Below are 19,324 nucleotides of genomic sequence, written 5' to 3'. Positions count from 1 at the left end.
CGACATGACTGAGCAAGCATTGAGCGATGGGGGCGATCGCATCACGTGTCTGCTGACCCCTGACACGGGGCGAGAGGTCGTCGCGCCTCCCGTGGTCAAGCTTCAGGTATGGCTATGGCTCGGGATGGCGCTGGCCATCGTCGCTTTGCTGGGAGTACTGCTGGGTTTGCTGTATCAGCAGGCCCAGCGTCAGGCCCGCTCGGATGTCAGCAATCTGAGCCTTGTACTGGAAGCGCGTCTGAGCAGCAGCTTTCGTGATACCCACGCTGCGCTGCACGGTATTGCAACCGGTCAGTCGCTGGAAAAGCTCCAGGACATATTCAGGCAGGTGGATGTGGGAGCGCATGGCGTTATCACACTGCGCCGTACGGAAAGCCCGCAAGTCGTATTGCGGGTACCCAAGGTCGACAATCACATGGCTTCCTACCCGCCCGATGCGATCGATCGGCGACTGAGCGAAGGCATTCAAGAAGGGACGCTGATCTCCCGTTCCCGAGTCGACGGGGTCAAGCGGCTGTACGGCTTCAAAAAAGTCGGCGAATTCCCGCTTGTGCTGGTGATCGGTCTGGCGGCGGAGGATTACCTCCTGAGCTGGAAATACACGGTCATTGCATCATCGGCGGTGTGCAGTGTGCTTTACCTACTGATCATTGGTCTTACGTTGCGCCTGCAGGCTAACCGAATTCGGCGTCAGCAGATCCTGGACGAGTTGCGTGACAGCGCGTTTCACGACGAACTGACAGGCCTGCCCAACCGGCGTTACCTGCTTGAGCGCGTCAACCAGGCGATCAACCAGTGTGGTCGGGGTCAGCGCCTCACGCTTTTGTATTTCGATGTGGATAACTTCAAGACCATCAACGACTCCTTGGGGCATGTCGCGGGCGATACGATCCTTCAGCGTCTGGCACAGCGTCTGGCGGCAGTGAAGCCTCTGGTAGATACGGTCGCACGGCTGAGTGGCGATGAGTTTCTGGTGCTTGTCGATGACGACGATCGGGTGCGATTGGCGCAGCGAGTCGAGCACATCCTGCAGGTCATGCAGCAGCCACTCGAACAGGCCGGGTACACCTTGTCGATCAGTGCCTCGGTCGGCATTGCCGTCCATCCCGCTCACGGTCACGATTTTGGCTCCCTGCTCAAGGCGGCGGACACCGCACTGACCCAGGCCAAGCGCAACGGTCGCAATACCTGGGTGTTCTACGAAGCCGCGATGGGCGAGCGTGAATTGCGGTTTTTGTACGTTCAGACCGAGTTACGCCAGGCGTTCGAGCAGAACGAATTGCAGGTTTTTTATCAGCCACAAATCGATCTGGGCACTGGGACAGTCATCGGCGCTGAGGCGTTGCTGCGTTGGTCGCACCCGGGCCTGGGTTCGATTGCGCCCGGCGAGTTTGTCCCGGTCGCCGAATCCAGCGGGCTGATTCTTCCGATCAGTCGCTGGCTGCTGAGCAAGGTCTGTCATCAGGCCGTGGCGTGGCAGACGGCGGGGTTTGGCGAGCTGAGTGTTGCGATGAATTGTTCGGCGGTGCAGTTTCGTCAGGGCGACCTGGTGAATGAGGTCAGGAGGTCGCTTCATGAAAGTGGACTCAAACCTCATCTGCTGGAGCTGGAATTGACGGAGTCGATCCTGATCGAGGATTCCGAGGGGGTCCTTGAGACGATTCAAGGGCTTAAGGCGTTGGGTGTGCGCATGTCCATCGACGATTTCGGCACCGGCTATTCGAGCATGGCGTATTTGAAACGCTTGGCCGTGGACAAGCTGAAGATTGATCAGTCCTTCGTACGGGGGATGCTGAGTAATCCTCAGGACGCGGCCATCGTGCAGGCGGTCATCACGCTGGGACACAGCTTCGACATGAAAGTGATTGCCGAAGGCGTGGAAAGCTTCGACCTGCTCGATGCCCTGGTCGTGCGCGGGTGTGACGAGGCCCAGGGTTACTACTACGCCAAAGCCGTTTCGCCAAGCGACTTTGCGGTCTACATGGAAGACCGGATAGCCTCCTCGTTTGCCGCTGAGCAGTGGGTTTGAACAGCAGGATGAGCGGCCTGGAATGTTGTCGAAGTGGTCAGGAACCCCCCGTCCGTCGCGGTCATACACCTGTATACTTCTCGCGCTGCGGCTGGGTCGGTAACGTGTGAGCTGTTGTGATGCGCAAACTTGCGCATCGCGTTAAGTCTGCAATCAAAGGTATCTCGTTTGTCCAGCCCTCCAATGATCGCCGTGGTCGATGATGACAACGCCGTCCGCGCCAGCATCGACAGTCTCGTTCGGTCTCTGGGTTTTCTCGTCTGCGTGTTCCCCTCGGCCGAGGACTTTCTGGCGTCTGTCGAATTCGGCAGCGCCGATTGCCTGATCACTGATGTGCAGATGCCCACCATGAGTGGCGTCGAGTTGCACGAGCATCTGACCGCAAAGGGTATTCAGATCCCCACCATCTTCATCACCGCATTTCCTGAAGAGTCCGTGCGCAAGCGCGCGATGACGGGCAGCGCAATATGCTTCTTGAGTAAACCCTTTCAGGCGCAAAGCCTGATCGATTGTCTGGAATCGACATTCGTTTAACGGGGTCTTGCAAGCAGGTTAATTCTATTCACAGGCGGGTGAGTGCGGCATGAAAGTGTCCGCCAACTTCTTAAAAAGCGCCGAACTTTCAGGGTGTTGCATTACGCTATATTTTTGAGCGCGCGATTATGCGCGCAGGGGAATATCGCGCCACGGTGTGGCGCAACTGTGTTCCAAAACCTGAGGGTGGCTGCCGCTATATCGAGTGGCGCATCAAGGACGGGGAGGGCGGGGTTACCGGCATTGAAGGTTCGGTCGGCAAATGAATCTGGATCAGCGCAATCAACTGGCTTATTTGATAGACGCAATCGGTCATGACATGCAGGCTGTTGTAATCCCCATTAATGACGGCCTGGTCCATGAAACTTTTAGTCTGAGAAGCAAATGTTGCCAATGTGTTGGTGCGGATGCCGATCTGATGAATACAGCCGGCGAAACTGAGCATGTCCGCACTGTTCTCGTGTGCCGCGCCTGGTTCGTTCAGGGCGCTGTGCCGGTAAGGTCCGCCAAGGTCGTGAATACGCTCGCTCAGAAACGAAGCACAGTGCTCGGACGCGTCGCCGATCCTGTGAAACAACTGTCGCACGTCTACGAAGCTGACGTTACGCAGCCTCGCCTCCAGGCTGCGCACATAGTGCCGCAGCTCCAGGGTGGTCGTTCTGTACCCCTGCAGCAATTCAGTCAACGCGATGCGCTCGGACATCCCCGGTTCGGCGAAAGCACTGTATTGGCTCATGGCGAGGGGATGAGGGCGACTGTTCTGCACTTTTTTATGGCTGTTCATGACGATCTGTCCTCGCGTCCGAAGTGGGCATTGATCTGAATCATCGCGGTGACAGAAACAATAAAGCAGATCGCGAGCAGGCTCACTCCTACGTCAATACACTCGGTTACTACCTGGGTACAGCCGACTAATACTTGAGTATCAAAAAGAATTAAGTTTGCAGTACGGGTTATGGCCGATGTGGCCTGTGCGATTGCTCAACGTTGAGGGGAGCTGGAATATTGACGTCATAAAATAAACCGTTGGCGTTCATTCAAGTGGTCTGACGATCACTGAAGAGTCTTTAGCATGGATATTGCATACCACGCAGCCCAGCACTTAATGAGTGAAGATTCGACCCACTTTCCTTTTGAGTTGCAAGGCAACTAACTGTGCAGATATTCCGGGCGATGCCTGAAACTCTTTTGCCGTGAGATTGAGAGCAATGCCCATGATTCCCTTACTGATTTGCGACGACTCCAATATGGCGCGCAAACAGTTGATAAGAGCGCTGCCTTCCGATTGGGGGGTGTCGGTCACGACAGCGACCAATGGACACGAGGGGCTGGAGGCCATTCGCCAGGGTTTGGGCCATGTGGTGCTGCTCGACCTGACCATGCCGGACATGGACGGTTATCAGGCGTTGGCGGCCATGCGCGCGGAAAACATGCAGGCCAAGGTGATCGTGGTCTCTGGCGACGTTCAGGAAGAAGCGGTGCGCCGCACGCTTGAACTGGGCGCATTGGCGTTTCTCAAGAAACCGGCCGATCCCCTTGAGCTGCAACTGACGCTGCAGCGGCTCGGCCTGTTGGGCGAGCCTTCTCAACCGGTCGCGTTGGCGCCCAGGGTCGAAAGCACCGCCATCAGTTTTCAGGATGCGTTCCGTGAAACCGTCAACGTCGCCATGGGTCGTGCGGCTGCGTTGCTGGCGCGGGTGCTGGGTGTTTTTGTGCAGTTGCCGGTCCCTAACGTCAACATGCTGGAAGTGGGCGAATTGCACATGGCTTTAGCCGACGCCCAAGGCAGCGACCGTCTGACGGCGGTGTGTCAGGGATACATCGGCGGCGGCATCGCGGGCGAGGCGTTGCTGTTGTTCCATGATTCCGAAATCGCCGACATGGCGCAGTTGATGAGAATCCGGGACAGCGATTACTCCGACATGGAAATGCTCCTGGACCTGTCATCGATCCTCATTGGCGCCTGTCTGAGCGGGATTGCCGAGCAGCTCGATATCGCCTTCTCGCAAGGCCATCCACAAGTGCTTGGCGCGCACAGCGGGATCGAAGAGCTGATCCGGATCAACCAGCAACGCTGGAAGAAAACCCTCGCCGTGGAGATCAGTTACAGCCTGGAGGGGCACAACATTCATTTCGACCTGTTGATGTTGTTCACCGAGGACTCGGTAGAGCGGCTGTCGCGAAAACTCGCCTACCTGATGAGCTGATTCATGAACGATCGTATCGACATCAAAGAGCTGCATTGGCTGCTGACCATTACCCAGAGCATCGACGTCGGCGTGGTGGTGCTGGATCAGGAATATCAGGTTCAGGTGTGGAACACGTTCATGGAGAACCGCTCCGGGGTGTTGCCGTACGAGGCGGCCAATCGCTCGTTTTTCGACCTTTTTCCCGAGGTCAACCAGGACTGGCTGAAAAAGAAGATCGACAGCGTGATTACCCTTGGCACCCCGGCGTTCACTATCTGGGAGCAGCGTCCCTACCTGGTGCGCTTCAAGAGCTACCAGCCGATCACAGGGCAAGAAGATTTCATGTACCAGAACACCACCATGTTTCCGCTGCGGGCGACCAGTGGCGACGTCACCCATGTGTGTCTGGTGATCTACGACGTGACGGACGTCGCCACCAACCGTTTGCAGTTGCAGGCGGCCAACCGCGAACTGCAGAAGCTGTCCAGTACGGATCGGCTGACGGGGCTTCACAACCGAGGTCATTGGGAAGAAGCCCTGCGCCTGGAGTACGCCCGGCATGTTCGCTATGGCACCTCGGCCGCGCTGGTGATGTTCGACATCGATCACTTCAAGCGCGTCAACGACACCTACGGTCACCAGTGCGGCGACAAAGTGATTCAACGGGTCGCCGATGTGATCCGCGAGCACATTCGCGATTCGGATATTGCCGGACGCTATGGCGGAGAAGAGTACGCGGTGCTGTTACCGGACACCGACAAGTATGGCGGCGGCATGTTTGCCGAGCGGCTGCGCGTGGCCATCGAGGCTTCGGAAATCATGCACGAAGGCGAGATCATTCGCTGCACCATCAGCCTGGGCGTCGCCGATCTGAACGCGCCGTTGAGCGAGCACAAAACCTTGATCGAGTGGGCGGACCAGGCGTTGTATGCGTCCAAGAAGAACGGGCGCAATCAGGTGTCGTTGCATGAGGTGGGGTGAAGGGCGGTATTGCCGACGTATGCAGAATCTGTGGGAGTGAGCGTGCTCACAAAGGCGTCGTTTGAGCCGCTGATCAGGCCGGTTGTGCCGCCCTCTTCGTGAGCATGCTCACTCCCACAGTGAATGAAAGGTGTCTGCTGCCCTAGGACACTTCCGCAAAATCACTCAGCACGTCATCGCGCAGGGCAATGAATCGTGCATCGCTTCGGTTGCGCGGGCGAGGCAGGTTGATGTCGACGATGCGCCGAATACGACCCGGATGCGGCTGCATCACCACCACGCGATCACCGAGGTAAACCGCCTCGTCGACGTCGTGGGTGACGTGGACCATGGTGATTTTTTCCTGCTGCCAGATGTGTTGCAGTTCCCGCTGCAAGCGCGTGCGGGTCAGTGCATCCAGTGCGCCGAAGGGTTCGTCCAGCAGCAACACGCTGGGCCGGTTCACCAGGCCGCGGGCAATCGCCACCCGCTGAGCCATGCCGCCTGAGATCTGATGCGGGTAAGCGTCGGTGAAGTCCTGCAGCCCGACCAGGTGAATATGCTCGCGCACCGTCTCGCGTTTCTGTGCGGGCGTCAGCGGTGCGTTTTTCAGGCCCACGGCGACGTTTTGCTCCACGGTGAGCCAGGGAAACAACCGGTGATCCTGGAACACGATGCCGCGTTCAAGCCCCGTACCTTTGATCGGCTTGTCGTCCAGCAGGATGCGCCCGTCGAAGGCTTCATCCAGGCCCAGAATCAACCGCAGCAGCGTGGACTTTCCGCAACCGCTGGCGCCGACGATGGTGATGAATTCGCCGGGGGCGATGTCCAGTTGAACGTTGTCCAGCACGTGCAGTTGCGTGTCGGTGCTGGCGGCGGAAAACCGTTTACTGATGTTTTCAAGGCGCAGACCGTTGCCTTGGTGGGTCGGAGTATGAAGCGCTTGGCTGGCCGTCATGGGAAAGGTCCTGAATGAGCAGAGAAAGAAAATCTAGCGAGGTGTGATGCCGTAGAGCCGTTGCATGCGTCGCTCAAGCCGTCGGGCCAGGACGTTCAGCGCCCAGCCGACCAGCCCGATGATGACCATGCCGAACAGCACCAGGTCCATCATGAAATGTTCGCTGCCATCGATCAGCGTGTTGCCGATGCCATCGCCCGAGACGAGCAGGTATTCCGCGCCAATGGTGGCGAGCCACGAGTACACCAGCGCCAGGTAGATCCCGGTGAAGATAGAAGGCAACGCCGCCGGCAGCATCACGCCGACGACGGTTTGCCAGCGACTGAAGCCGTACACCTTCGCCACCTCGAGAAACGCGGGCGGGACGTTGCGCAGCCCATCGCAGGTGTTGACCACCACCGGCACCAGCGCCGCCAGCGACAGGAACACCACCTTGGCGACATCGCCCAGGCCGAACCAGACCGAGATCAGTGGAATCCAGGCGAATAACGAGATCTGTTTGAAGGTATTGAAGCTGGGCCCGACCAGGCGTTCGAACAGCCGTGAGAAGCCCAACAGGCAACCGAGCAGCAGGCCGAGCGTGGTGCCGATGAAAAAGCCGCTGAGGTTGCGTGCCAGACTCGACGAAATCGCACGCCAGAACTGCCCGGAAGACACCTGCTCCCAGGCGGTCAATGCGACTTTTTGCGGCGAAACCAGCAGGCCTGAATCGCTCCATCCCTGATTCGCCGCCAGCCACCAGACCGCGACGCCCACCACCGGGACAACCCAGCCGCGATAGGCTGTAGAGCGATGGGCTTGAGTGGATGCCAATGAATTCACAGGAGCCTCCCCGGCGTCATCGCCCGGCCTTTGTTGAGGCGACGCTCGATGAGCTCGAAGCCTCGGTCAATCAACAAACCGACCGTGCCAACCACGACCACAGCTGCCATCACCAGGTCGAGCTGGAACAACTGGCGCCCGTACGCGATCAGGTAGCCAAGGCCTTCGCTGGAAGCCAGCAGCTCAACCACCACCAGCGACAGCCAGGCTTTTGTGAACCCCAGGCGCAGTCCGGTGAAGATCGGGGCGACGGCGGAAGGCAGGACAATGTCGGTGACGATCTGGCGCTGACTGAACCCATACGCCCGCCCGACTTCCAGCAAACGCTTGGGCACCTGATGAAAGGCCTGCAGCGTGCACAGCGTGACCGGGACTAAAGCGGCGTGGGCGATCAATACGTACTTCAGCGGCTCGCCGATGCCGAACAGCAGCAGCGCGAAGGGCATCCAGCCCAACACCGGAATCTGCACCAGTGCGTTGAAGGTGGGGAGCAGGTAATCCTCGACGGTTTTTGACAACCCCATCACCAGACCCAGGGTCACGCCAAGCCCCGAGCCGATCAGGAATCCGATCAGCACGCGCTGCAGACTCGCCGATGCGTTGAGCCACAGGTCGCCCGTACTGATCAGATCGACGAGCGTCTGATACACGTACGCCGGCGGCGGAAGCACTTGTTCCGACAGCCAGCCACGCTCGGTGCCCACGTACCAGAGCCCGAGCAGCGCTAGCGGCAGCAGCCAGGGAAGGGCGCCGTTGAGCGCGCGTGCTTGCCATGTCGAGCGAGGGCGAACGTTGACCGACTCCCGTCGGGCGGGGCGGGTCGGGAAGTGAGGCAGGCGCTCGACCGGCGCGAGGGTCTTCGCAGGCGATTGCGATCGGTCGAGTGCTGTAGCGGTGGCTCTGGCCATGGGGTCAGCCTCCGTTATTGACGGATTTATCCGAGGACGCGGTCGCCGTGTTGGCGGCCTGCTTGCCGTCCGCGCCGTAAGCCGTCCAGTAGTGCTCAAGCCCTTTGGACTTCAGTGCGTTCCCCAGGTATTTGGTCTCGAACCAGCCATCGATGCCGACCGGACGACGAATCATCTTTTCGTCCTTAGCCTGGTCGGCGACCGCCTGATACCGCGAGCGCAGGAAGTCGTCCACCAGCGGCGACGCACTGTCGCGCAATGCCAGGTGGCCGAAGTCAGCCTTCAGCGATGCCACCGGCTCGTTGGTCTTGGCCCATTCATTGAGCACGGCATCACGGTTGCTTTCCTCGGACTCCCACTTGGCCGCGTCGACCAGCGTATCGACGACTTTTTGTACGTTGTCCGGGTGTTCTTTTTCGTAGGCGCCACGTACGACCAAGGCGCATTGGCGGGTGTAGCGCACCTCGTTTTTCGGGTTGTCGAAGAGGATGTCAATCAGGCCCTGATCGCGCAGCTTGAACAGCTCACGACCGCCGAATGCAGCATCGACGCCCTTGGACGCCAGGGCCGCCTGGCTGCTGCCGCTGTCCAGATTGATGACCTTCAAATCCCGCTCGGTCAGGCCGTGATCCGCCAGCAGATTGATCGACACCAGGTGGGCGTTGGTGCCGCGGAACACCGCGACTTTCTTGCCCTTGAGGTCTTCGACGGACTTGATGTCGGAGCCTTTGGGCACCGCCAGATACACGTTGGACCGAACGCCGATGGCCGCCAGCAGCTTGGTGTCCAGGCCATTGGCGCGGCCGACCACTTGCGGCAGATCGCCTTCGTAGGCGAAGTCGAGTTGCTGGTTGGACAGCGCTTCGTTGACCGCAGGCCCGGCGCCCTTGAAGAAGAACCACTGGATCTCGGTGCCGGTGCCCTCGAAGGCTTTTTCCAGAAGCCGTTGATTGCGCACGATGCCCAGCGACGAGCCACTGAACGTGACAGGATCGCCGCCCCCTGCGCTGGCCACGCCGATGCGCAACACGTCGGCCTCGGCCAAGGGCATCATCAGCAGCGCCGCCAGTGCGGTAGCTACGCTTTTTTTGCTGAATACAGATGTTCGCTTGGCCTTTGCCATGACGGTTTCTTCCTTAAAAAGTTGAATGACGATCGATCAGGCAGCCAGGTGTTTCTTGTCGGCTTCTGTCTTTGGCGAGAGGGTTTCAGGTGTGGGTTTGATGGCCTGGCTGGTACGGCCGTCGACGCCGACAGGGATGTCGCCCGCCACCGTGGTGCGACGCACGACACGCTCGGCATTGCCGTAGTCATTGATCGCGATGTGTTGCGTGGCGCGGTTATCCCAGATCACCACGTCGCCCTCGTTCCAGCGCCAGCGCACGGTGTTGTCCAGGTGGGTGATGCGGTCGTGGAACAGGCGGATCAACTGGCTGGAGTCGTTGCTGCTGACGCCTTGAATCTGCTTCACGAAGTGCCCGAGCAACAGGCTGCGTTCGCCGGTTTCCGGGTGCACGCGCACCAGCGGATGTTCGGTCTCATAGACCTCGGCGGTGAACTGCTCGCGGTAGCGCTTCACGCCAGCATCGCCGGTGTCCCTTGGGGCGGCATAGTCGTAAAGGTTGGTGTGCAGCGCGCGCAGGCTGTCGGCCAGTAGTTTCAAAGGGGGCGGCAGGTCGGCGTAAGCGGAGGCGGTGTTGGCCCAGACGGTGTCGCCACCGTAGGGTGGAATCACCACGCCGCGCAGGATGGAGATCATCGGGTAGTTGGCGACGAACGTGACGTCGGTGTGCCAGGAGTTGGCGCGGGTTTCCTTGGCGTCCAGGTGCAGGATCGCGCTGCTTTGTTCTGCCGAGCGGACGGTGGGGTGTGGGACCTGATCGCCGAACCGGCGAGAGAAACTTTCGTGCTGTTCGTCGCTGAGGAATTGTTCGCGGAAGAACAGCACCTTGTGTTTCAGCAACGCTTGATGGATGAAGTCGAAGTCTTGCTCGGAGATATCACCTGAAAGTGTGATGCCGCTCAACTCGGCACCGATTCTTCCTGCTACGGGTTTGATCTGAATCGCCATGTCCTGAATGCCTGTTTAGGTTGTTGTGGCTCAGATCATAAAGATATAAATCAGCTCTTCGCTAATCACCTTTTGTCATAAATATAGAAGGAGAGTTTATGCGGGTTATTTATGAAGATAACCGTATTTCATAAGGATATTTCCAAAAATGGTTTCGTCCGACCTGGCTCCTTTACACAGGCTCAAGGGTCAGGTCTGAGGCACATCCTCATGCGCGGGCTGACCTTTCACGGTCGCCAGTGATTTCCTCAGCCTGCTCGCCAGCGAGCTGCTGCCGTGCACGTTGTGGTAGTGAAACACCGCCGTGGCGCGCAGTGCGTTTTCAGCCACGGGCAGGTTGGTGTGCAGCGAACGATAGCCCCAGAACAAGTACAGGTGCCCAGGTTGCATCGCGATGCGCGTGAACGTCTCGCCGTGGTTGGCGAACCTCTTTTTCAGGTAGCGCTGCACCCACGTGTTGTCCACCAGCAGCTTGTCCATCAGGTTGCGCGCATAGCTGCGTCTGAGGGGGCGGCGGTTGGGCAGCATCAGCAGATCGCCCCGTTCGCCGCCCTCAGGCATGCAGACCGGCATGATGGTGGTGAGCACAAACGAGTCATAGTGGAAGATCAGCGACTCCTTGCGACCCCCGTCGCCGGTCAGGCAGCGAAGGGTCTGGGTGAGGGTCGTGTCGCTTGAGCGTTCGCCCGTGGCGCCTTCCGTGATGCGGCGGCAGAGGTCAATGAAGTCCCGTGAGCCGCCCCAATCGTGAAGTGGCGTGCCTTTGACGGCCTGACGGCCAGAGAGGGCGACATAATCGTTGCCAGCGGCGGCCACTGCCTGGGTGACCAGACCCTGGAGGTCCTTGAGTTGCGCCGGACTGGCCCAGTCCGGCAAGACAGCGTATCCGTCACTGTCGATGGCCTTGATCAGGCTCCTTACCTGAGCCTCTGAAAAAGTCGAGTAGGGCATCGGGGTAACCTCATGACGTGGTCTCTGGAACGTTTAGAGCCCTCGGACCACTGCCTGAGATGTACCGTTTCAGCCGGGCGAATCGACAGCCTAGCAGCTAGCACAGCTTTATCTATTCGCTCGGAATAAATATTTCAAAATATGTATTTTTTCACCGAAATAACGGATTTTGTGTCCGCTTTTGAAACAGATCGCCGCACAATGGCCGTTCTACGGCGTTGAGAAAGTGTTAAGGCTTTGTGTCACTTTCTATTTCCGAACTTCAGCCTGATCGATTCGGCTCAGGCTTTGAACAAGGGTTCTTCGAGCCCCCTGACCCCGGGCTGCAAAGCGAACACACCACCTGCCAACGGCTGATCGCTGAGGTCGCCGCCAGGACGAATCGAGGTCACGAAAAGCGTCTCCAGATTCCGTCCGCCAAACGCGCACATCGAAGGTTTCTTCACCGGCACGGCCAGCGAGCGGTCGAGTTTTCCCTCAGGCGTGAAGCGATGAATCATGCCTTCGTCGTTGCCGCAGATCCAGTAGCAGCCATCGGCATCGACGGCAGCGCCGTCCGGTCGGCCCGGGTACTGATTCATGTCGACGAAGAGGCGACGATGGTGTGGCGTGCCGGTGTCGATGTCGTAATCGAATGCCCAGATTTTCTGCACGGACGGATGCGAGTCCGAGAGGTACATGGTCGTGCCGTCGGGGCTGAAGCCGAGGCCGTTGGGCACGATCATGTCGGTGACGTGAGCCTTGAGCGGCGCGATCTGGCCGCCTTCGTAGCGGTACAGCGAACCCACGACAGACGCTTCGCCCATGTCCATGAACATCGTGCCCGCCCAGAACCGACCCTGACGGTCGCAACGGCCGTCGTTGAAGCGCATGGTGGGGCGAGGGTGGGTGACGTCGATCAGCAACGTCGTCGCCAGCGTGCCATCCTCCTGAGGGCGAACGCGGTACAGGCCGTCTTCCATGCCGGCCAGCCAGCTGCCATCGCCGCAACTCGCCACGCATGCCAGCATCTGCGGCGCTTCCCAGCTCGAGGTTGTGCCGTCTTGCGGGCTCCACCGGTGAAGGCGTCGCGCCGGGATGTCCACCCAGTACAGCGCCTGTTCCCGTGCATTCCAGACCGGGCATTCACCCGTGGCGTTACGGGCATCGAGGATCAGCTCAGCCTGCATGACGTTCATTCCTTGGTGGTGAGTTCAGGAAGGTCGCCTGTGTGGACGACCCTTTCAGTGCAACGACTTACTCGTCGCCAAAAGGCCCTGAAGCGACAAACGCGCCGCCTTGATAGACCATCGCCGGGTCGTCTGCCGCTGGCATCGGCTGGGTTTCGACCTTGGCGCGGAACTGCTCGGAGCTGTCTTTGGGCGCATAGCCCAGATGGTTGGCCAGACGGTTGTCCCACCAGACGGTTGCGTTGTCCGATGCGCCGTACACCACGGTGTGACCGACGTTGGGCGTGAACAGGCCGCGTTGGATCAATTGAGTGAGATCGTCGTAGCTCAACCAGCTGCTGAGCATGCGGCGGTTCTGCGCTTCCGGGAACGAGGAGCCGATACGGATGCTCACTGTTTCGATGCCGTAGCGATCGAAATAGAAGCTGGCCATGTCCTCACCGTAGGACTTCGACAGGCCGTAGTAACTGTCCGGACGGCGCACGACGCTGGCATCGATGGTTTCGTCCTGGCGATAGAAACCGATCACATGGTTTGAGCTGGCGAAGATCACCCGCTTCACGCCATGACGACGTGCCGCTTCGTAAATGTGGAAAATGCCGCAGATGTTCGGACCGAGGATTTCCTCGAACGAGCGCTCAACCGACACGCCACCGAAATGCACGATGGCGTCCACGCCTTCGACGAGGTCATGAACGGCCTGCTTGTCAGCGAGGTCGCAGACCTGAACTTCTTCATGAGGACCGGCGGCGGGGGCCATCTCGGCAATGTCGGAAAGGCGCAGCACCTTGGCAAACGGGCGAAGGCTCTCGCGCAGCACTTTGCCAAGCCCGCCAGCGGCACCTGTCAGCAGAATGCGATTGAGAGGAGCCTGGGCAGAAGATTGAGTCATCGTGAGAAGCCCTGATCGAAAGTTGTTGTTATTAGTGTCATCGGTTGTCGTATGACATATCGAGGGATTATCAACAGCCGTTACAAAGTTTGTCAACGCGGTGGAATGTGCCCGGTCAGCTTGACCACGCATTTTCAGGCGTGAGGGGCATCGACGACTTATGGGCGGCTTCGCGGAGGTTGCCAGTGATGACTTGCGAAGTTTGAAGACGCGCCGTCACTCAGCTCTGAAGCCAGTCCTCCAGTCTCAGCCCCTGGACCCGCTCGAACTCCTTGACGTTATTTGTGACGACCACCAGCCCCCGCGATCGAGCATGCCCGGCGATCATTTGGTCATACGAGCCGATCGGGGTGCCGGCACGGCTGAGTTCGGCTCTGATCATCCCTGTATGAGCGGCGGCGTCTGCATCATAGGGCAGGACGTCGAGGCGAGCTGCAAACCCTTCAACCACCGAGAGGTTCCTCTCGGGTGCGGCAGACTTTTCAGCACCGTAGATCAGCTCCATCAGCGTTATCGTGCTGATGCAGAGCTGTCCGTGATGACGGTTGAATGCCTCCCGCACATGCGTCGGCTTGTTCTTGATCGTAAAAATACAAATGTTTGTATCAAGCATGTATCTGAGCATTAAAACGACTCGCGCGTCTGGTCTGCAGGTTGTTCCCGATCATCCATAAAGTCTGCGCTGACGCTCTCGCCGTCGAACCAGCTGTCCCAGGATTCTCCCGCCGGGGTAATGATCCGGGTTCTGCCGATAGCGATCACATCGACACGCTTGACGTCGTCGGGGAGCGCAACAGCTTTAGGCAGCCGTACGGCCTGGCTTCGATTGCTTTTGAACAGTGTGGATTGCTCCATGATTTTTTACTCCATTGGGATATCCCGTGAGGATATGCAAGCTTAGAGGCGCCAAGGTATATGTCAATGGGATATACAAAAGCTGCCTGTCTGTCTCTACGACCCACGGCGGTTGCGAACCCCATCTTTCTCTGCTAATTTCGAAAATGTTAACGATGACATTTCCGCTTTAACAATAAAAACAACGGGATTTTTCGCTATGACAATTCGCCTCAAGAAGGGCTTCTCCGCCGTTTTTTGTTCGCTCGCTGTGGCTGTAGCGTGCGCCGGTTCTTTCACCGTTCAAGCTGCCGATGCTGCCAAAGCCGGTCCGCTGAAAATCGGTGCCTCGTTTCAGGAAATCAACAACCCCTACTTCGTCACCATGAAGGATGCCCTTCAGGACGCCACGGGCAGCATCGGGGCGACCTTGCTGGTGACCGACGCGCGTCATGACGTCTCCAAGCAGATCAGCGACATCGAGGACATGCTGCAAAAGGGCATCGACATTCTGATCATCAACCCGACTGACTCGGTGGGCGTGCAGTCCGCTGTGAAGCAGGTGCATGACAAAGGCGTTGTGGTGGTCGCGGTCGACGCTCAGGCCAACGGCCCGCTCGACTCTTTCGTAGGCTCCAAGAACTACGACGCGGGCGTTCAGGCCTGTGAATATCTGGCCAAGAGCATCGGCGGCAAAGGCGATGTCGGCATCCTCGACGGCATTGCTGTGGTGCCGATTCTTGAGCGCGTGCGTGGCTGCAAAGATGCATTGGCCAAGCACCCTGACATCAAGATCGTCAGCATTCAGAACGGCAAACAGGAACGTGATCAGGCGCTCACTGTGACGGAGAACATGCTCCAGGCGCAGCCCAACCTGAAAGGTCTGTTCAGCGTCAATGACAATGGGTCGCTCGGTGCGCTCGCGGCCATCGAATCCAGCGGCATGGACGTCAAGCTGACCAGCGTCGACGGTGCCCCGGAAGCCGTGAAGGAAATCCAGAAGCCAAACAGCAAGTTCATCGCCACCTCCGCTCAATACCCTCGCGATCAGGTGCGTCTGGCGTTGGGCCTGGCGCTCGCCAAGAAGTGGGGCTCGCAAGTCCCGGCGACCATCCCGGTCGACATCCTGCTGGTCGATCAGGCCAAGGCAAAAACCTTTACCTGGTGATGAGTGCGTTGTCGCTCGCCTGACGTCTGTCTGGCGAGCGACACGGGTTGAGGCTCTGCTGGGACAGAGAGCCGTGCTGCGATGAGGTGCGTATGAGCTGCCTTCTGCAATTGGAAAACATCTGTAAAAGCTATCCCGGCGTGCACGCGCTCAAGTCGATCAACCTTTCGGTCGAGCGCGGTGAAATCCATGCCTTGCTTGGCGAAAACGGCGCGGGTAAGTCCACGCTGATGAAGATCCTCGCCGGGGTCGAACATCAGGATCAGGGCAGCATTCGCATCGATGGCGCGGAGCAGCATTTCGCGACCTACAACGAGGCCATCGCTGCCGGCATCGGCATCGTCTTTCAGGAATTCAGCCTGATCCCTTATCTCAATGCCGTGGAGAATATTTTCCTCGGCCACGAGCTCGTCAATGGCTTCGGGCTGCTGCGCAAACATGACATGCGCGAAAAGGCCATCGGCCTGTTCGACCGTCTGGGCGTGAAGATCAATCTCGATTGTTCTGTGGAGCACTTGAGCGTGGCCGAGCAGCAATTCGTCGAAATCGCCAAGGCGCTGGCCCTCGAAGCACGCCTGTTGATCCTCGACGAACCCACTGCGACGTTAACGCCTTCGGAGGCCGAGCTGCTGTTTGGCATCATGCGCGAGCTGAAAAGCCAGGGCGTGGCGGTGATCTTCATTTCTCATCACCTTGAGGAGATCTTTCAGGTCTGCGACCGCATCAGCGTGCTGCGCGATGGTGCCAACGTAGGGGCGTTGACCGTGGCCGACAGCGACATCGACACGCTGGTCGAGATGATGGTCGGGCGCCGTCTGGAGGCAAGTTTTCCGCCCAAACCGACGCAAGCCCGGGGCGAGGTCGTGCTGCAGGTGCGCGATATTCAGCTGACCCGTAACGGCCCGCACAACAGCTTCAATCTGCACAAGGGCGAAATTCTCGGGTTTGCCGGGCTGGTCGGTTCCGGGCGCACCGAGCTGGCACTGGGCGTCATCGGCGCGCTGCCGGTGGTCAGCAAGGATGTGCTGTTGCGCGGCCAGTCGGTCAACCTCAGCGACCCGGCGCATGCATTGGCCAACGGCATCGGTCTGCTGCCGGAAAGCCGCAAGAGCGAAGGCCTGATCGTCGACTTCAGCATTCGCGAGAACATTTCGCTGAACAACCTGGGCAAGTACGAAGGGGCGGCCCATCTGCTCGATCGGCACAAGGAAGACACCACCACCGCCGCGCTCATGAAGCAGCTGTCGATCAAGGCGCCGACGTGCGAAAGCAGGGTGTTGAACCTCAGCGGCGGCAACCAGCAGAAAGTCGTCATCGCGCGCTGGATCAACCACCACTGCGACATTCTGATCTTCGACGAACCGACCCGAGGCATCGACGTCGGCGCCAAGGCGGAAATCTACAACCTGATGCGCAAACTCACCGAACAAGGCTTCGCGATCATCATGATCTCTTCGGAACTGCCGGAAATCATCGGCATGTGCGACCGCGTAGCCGTCTTCAACAAGGGCGCCATCGTCAACGTGCTGCAGGCAAGCGACATCAATCCGCAAGAAGTGATGCGCCATGCCACCGGGAGTCTGAACAGTGAACACCTCCATTAAATCCATGACCGCGCAACCCAGCCGGATGAAGCTCAACTTCGCCCGATTGATCCGCTCGCCGGCGTTCTATCCGTTCGTGGGACTGGTCGTGGTGACCGTCTTCATGATCTTCGCCAGCGACAAGTTCCTGACCGGCGCGAACCTGGAAAATATCGCGCGGCAGGTTTCGATCAACGCCATCATCGCCGTCGGCATGACCTGCGTGATCCTCACCGGCGGTATCGATTTGTCGGTCGGGCCGGTGATGGCGCTCTCCGGCACCTTGACCACCGGACTGATGGTCGCAGGCGTTCCGGCGCCGATTGCGATCCTCATCGGTTTGCTGATTGGCGTGGGCTTTGGCGTCGGCAACGGGATCTTCGTCGCCTACCTGAAAATGCCGCCGATCATCGTCACGCTGGCGACCATGGGCATCGCGCGGGGCCTTGGGCTGATGTACACCGACGGGTACCCGATTTCGGGCATGCCTGACTGGTTCGCCTGGTTCGGTCGCGGCACGCTGTTCGGCATTCAAGTGCCGATCCTGATCATGCTCCTGACGTACTTCTTCGCCTGGGTGCTGCTGCAACACACGCGCATCGGTCGCTACGTCTACGCCATCGGTGGCAACGAAGAAGCGGTGCGTCTGTCCGGCGTGCGCGCTTCGCGCTTCAAGCTGCTGGTGTATTCGATCAGCGGCCTGACGGCGGCGATTGCCGGGCTGGTGCTGTCCTCGCGATTGATGAGCGGGCAGCCGAACGCCGGCGTCGGTTTCGAACTGGACGCGATTGCGGCCGTGGTCCTCGGCGGCGCGTCGATTGCCGGTGGTCGTGGCGTGATCATCGGCACCCTGGTCGGTGCCATGCTGCTGGGCGTGTTGAACAACGGGTTGAACATGCTCGGCGTATCGCCTTACGTGCAGAGCGTGATCAAAGGCGGAATCATTTTGCTGGCGATTTTCATCAGTCGGCAGCGGCATAAATAAACCAGCGAGTTGATATCGCCAAGCAGGGGCGCGCCGTTCTGGCGGGTCATGATGATCGGCTTCTGGCCGAAGGCCGTAGGAGCCGGCTCCTACCGTTCGCGATTTTCATTTGCCAGTGAAATCAAAAAAACCAACAGGTAAACCGACATGGAAAACAACACAAAAACCACCATGCAGGCCGTCGTCTGTCATGCCCCGAAAGACTACCGTCTGGAGCAGATCACCAAGCCGGTTGCGCGTATCAACGAGTTGGTCATTCGCATCGGCGCGTGCGGCATCTGCGCCAGTGACTGCAAATGCCATTCGGGCGCCGCGATGTTCTGGGGCGGCGAAAGCCCGTGGGTCAAGGCGCCGGTCGTGCCGGGTCACGAGTTTTTCGGTTATGTGGATTCGGTGGGCGAGGGCGCTGAAGAGCACTTTGGCGTGAAAGTGGGTGACAAGGTCATCGCCGAGCAGATCGTGCCGTGCGAGAAGTGCAAATTCTGCAAATCCGGCAAGTACTGGATGTGCGAAGTGCACAACATCTTCGGGTTCCAGAAGGACGTCGCCGAGGGCGGCATGGCGCAGTACATGCGCATCCCGAAAACCGCCATCGTGCACAAGATCCCCGAATCGGTATCGCTGGAAGACTCCGCGCTGATCGAGCCGATGGCCTGCTCGATTCACACCGTCAACCGTGGCGACGTGCAGCTCGATGACGTGCTGGTGATTGCCGGTGCCGGCACGCTGGGCCTGTGCATGGTGCAGGTGGCGGCCCTGAAGACGCCGAAGAAACTGGTGGTCATCGACATGGTCGACGAGCGCCTGGAACTGGCGAAGAAATTTGGCGCTGACGTGGTGATCAACCCGAGCCGCGACAACGCGAAAGAGATCATCAACGGCCTGACCGATGGCTACGGTTGCGACGTGTACATCGAAACCACGGGTGTCCCGGTCGGCGTGACGCAAGGGCTGGACCTGATCCGCAAGCTGGGTCGTTTCGTCGAGTTCAGTGTGTTCGGGGCTGAAACCAGCGCCGACTGGTCGATCATCGGCGACCGCAAGGAACTGGACGTGCGCGGCGCCCATTTGGGGCCGTATTGCTACCCGATCGCCATTGACCTGTTCGAACGCGGCCTGGTGACCTCCGAAGGCATCGTTACCCACGACTTTGGCCTGGACGACTATGCCGAAGCGTTTGCCCTGGCGGATTCGACCAAGTCGATCAAGGTGCTGCTCAAGCCGGTGAGTTGATGCACCGGCCTCTGTAGGAGCGCGGCTTGTCCCGCGAC

At 59.2% G+C, this 19,324-nt stretch carries 19 protein-coding genes; 8 read left to right on the top strand and 11 right to left on the bottom strand.

All coding sequences use genetic code 11. The features are described from left to right. Positions 1-4 precede the first annotated feature (4 nt). Together BLS87_RS23920 and BLS87_RS23915 are read left to right on the top strand one after the other, a co-directional pair. Complete coding sequence (locus tag BLS87_RS23920; RefSeq protein ID WP_074756349.1) at positions 5-2,029, top strand: putative bifunctional diguanylate cyclase/phosphodiesterase; 2,025 nt, start codon at positions 5-7, stop codon at positions 2,027-2,029. Positions 2,030-2,197: 168 nt separating this feature from the next. Beyond that, positions 2,198-2,563 (top strand): response regulator transcription factor, encoded by a 366-nt coding sequence (locus BLS87_RS23915; RefSeq protein WP_074756347.1) that lies wholly within the window; start codon positions 2,198-2,200, stop codon positions 2,561-2,563. Between the two features lie 196 nt (positions 2,564-2,759). Here the strand turns inward: BLS87_RS23915 and BLS87_RS23910 are convergent, their stop codons facing one another. Next, positions 2,760-3,347 (bottom strand): hypothetical protein, encoded by a 588-nt coding sequence (locus BLS87_RS23910; protein ID WP_074756345.1) that lies wholly within the window; start codon positions 3,345-3,347, stop codon positions 2,760-2,762. Between the two features lie 424 nt (positions 3,348-3,771). Here BLS87_RS23910 and BLS87_RS23905 point away from each other — a divergent pair, with 424 nt between their 5' ends. Both BLS87_RS23905 and BLS87_RS23900 read left to right on the top strand, forming a co-directional pair. Next, the gene (locus BLS87_RS23905; protein WP_074756343.1) at positions 3,772-4,770 is read left to right on the top strand and encodes a response regulator; all 999 of its coding nucleotides are present in this window, start codon (positions 3,772-3,774) and stop codon (positions 4,768-4,770) included. Between the two features lie 3 nt (positions 4,771-4,773). After that, entirely contained in the window at positions 4,774-5,733 is a 960-nt protein-coding gene (locus BLS87_RS23900) for a sensor domain-containing diguanylate cyclase (protein ID WP_074756341.1), read from the top strand. Positions 5,734-5,875: 142 nt separating this feature from the next. Here the strand turns inward: BLS87_RS23900 and BLS87_RS23895 are convergent, their stop codons facing one another. The 10 genes from BLS87_RS23895 to vapB all read right to left on the bottom strand — a co-directional run bounded on the left by BLS87_RS23895 (position 5,876) and on the right by vapB (position 14,338). Next, complete coding sequence (locus tag BLS87_RS23895) at positions 5,876-6,670, bottom strand: ABC transporter ATP-binding protein (protein ID WP_074756339.1); 795 nt, start codon at positions 6,668-6,670, stop codon at positions 5,876-5,878. A gap of 33 nt (positions 6,671-6,703) precedes the next feature. Continuing rightward, a complete protein-coding gene (locus tag BLS87_RS23890; RefSeq protein WP_425262250.1) occupies positions 6,704-7,483 on the bottom strand; it encodes an ABC transporter permease in 780 nt (259 codons plus the stop codon). A 5-nt stretch (positions 7,484-7,488) separates the two neighbouring features. Continuing rightward, the gene (locus tag BLS87_RS23885) at positions 7,489-8,400 is read right to left on the bottom strand and encodes an ABC transporter permease (protein ID WP_074756335.1); all 912 of its coding nucleotides are present in this window, start codon (positions 8,398-8,400) and stop codon (positions 7,489-7,491) included. 4 nt (positions 8,401-8,404) lie between these two features. Beyond that, a complete protein-coding gene (locus BLS87_RS23880) occupies positions 8,405-9,523 on the bottom strand; it encodes an ABC transporter substrate-binding protein (RefSeq protein WP_074756333.1) in 1,119 nt (372 codons plus the stop codon). A gap of 36 nt (positions 9,524-9,559) precedes the next feature. Further along, on the bottom strand, positions 9,560-10,471 hold the full coding sequence (locus BLS87_RS23875; protein WP_074756331.1) for a TauD/TfdA dioxygenase family protein: 912 nt from the start codon (positions 10,469-10,471) through the stop codon (positions 9,560-9,562). A 189-nt stretch (positions 10,472-10,660) separates the two neighbouring features. Further along, positions 10,661-11,422 carry a hypothetical protein gene (locus BLS87_RS23870; protein WP_074756329.1) on the bottom strand — a complete coding sequence of 254 codons (762 nt, stop codon included), beginning with the start codon at positions 11,420-11,422 and terminating at the stop codon, positions 10,661-10,663. A 281-nt stretch (positions 11,423-11,703) separates the two neighbouring features. Beyond that, positions 11,704-12,591 (bottom strand): SMP-30/gluconolactonase/LRE family protein, encoded by an 888-nt coding sequence (locus BLS87_RS23865; RefSeq protein ID WP_074756327.1) that lies wholly within the window; start codon positions 12,589-12,591, stop codon positions 11,704-11,706. A gap of 67 nt (positions 12,592-12,658) precedes the next feature. Next, on the bottom strand, positions 12,659-13,483 hold the full coding sequence (locus tag BLS87_RS23860) for an NAD-dependent epimerase/dehydratase family protein (protein ID WP_074756325.1): 825 nt from the start codon (positions 13,481-13,483) through the stop codon (positions 12,659-12,661). 220 nt (positions 13,484-13,703) lie between these two features. Further along, the gene (vapC, locus tag BLS87_RS23855) at positions 13,704-14,108 is read right to left on the bottom strand and encodes a type II toxin-antitoxin system tRNA(fMet)-specific endonuclease VapC (RefSeq protein ID WP_074756323.1); all 405 of its coding nucleotides are present in this window, start codon (positions 14,106-14,108) and stop codon (positions 13,704-13,706) included. Continuing rightward, the gene (vapB, locus tag BLS87_RS23850; protein ID WP_074756321.1) at positions 14,108-14,338 is read right to left on the bottom strand and encodes a type II toxin-antitoxin system VapB family antitoxin; all 231 of its coding nucleotides are present in this window, start codon (positions 14,336-14,338) and stop codon (positions 14,108-14,110) included. The genes vapC and vapB overlap by 1 nt, the downstream gene beginning before the upstream one ends. Positions 14,339-14,537: 199 nt before the next feature. On the opposite strand from vapB, the gene BLS87_RS23845 reads away from it, so the two are divergent. The 4 genes from BLS87_RS23845 (at position 14,538) to BLS87_RS23830 (ending at position 19,286) form a co-directional block, all read left to right on the top strand. Next, positions 14,538-15,485 (top strand): substrate-binding domain-containing protein, encoded by a 948-nt coding sequence (locus tag BLS87_RS23845; protein WP_074756319.1) that lies wholly within the window; start codon positions 14,538-14,540, stop codon positions 15,483-15,485. Between the two features lie 92 nt (positions 15,486-15,577). Beyond that, positions 15,578-17,089, top strand: a complete 1,512-nt coding sequence (locus BLS87_RS23840; protein ID WP_074756317.1) for a sugar ABC transporter ATP-binding protein — start codon at positions 15,578-15,580, stop codon at positions 17,087-17,089. Positions 17,090-17,093: 4 nt separating this feature from the next. Beyond that, positions 17,094-18,053 carry an ABC transporter permease gene (locus BLS87_RS23835; RefSeq protein WP_074756315.1) on the top strand — a complete coding sequence of 320 codons (960 nt, stop codon included), beginning with the start codon at positions 17,094-17,096 and terminating at the stop codon, positions 18,051-18,053. Between the two features lie 147 nt (positions 18,054-18,200). Further along, positions 18,201-19,286, top strand: a complete 1,086-nt coding sequence (locus tag BLS87_RS23830; RefSeq protein ID WP_074756313.1) for an alcohol dehydrogenase catalytic domain-containing protein — start codon at positions 18,201-18,203, stop codon at positions 19,284-19,286. Positions 19,287-19,324: the final 38 nt, after the last annotated feature.

This window comes from Pseudomonas abietaniphila (genome assembly GCF_900100795.1).
Classification (GTDB): Bacteria; Pseudomonadota; Gammaproteobacteria; order Pseudomonadales; family Pseudomonadaceae; genus Aquipseudomonas; species Aquipseudomonas abietaniphila.
Note: the sequence above shows the minus strand (reverse complement) of the source record. Positions and strands in the feature narration are given on the sequence as shown.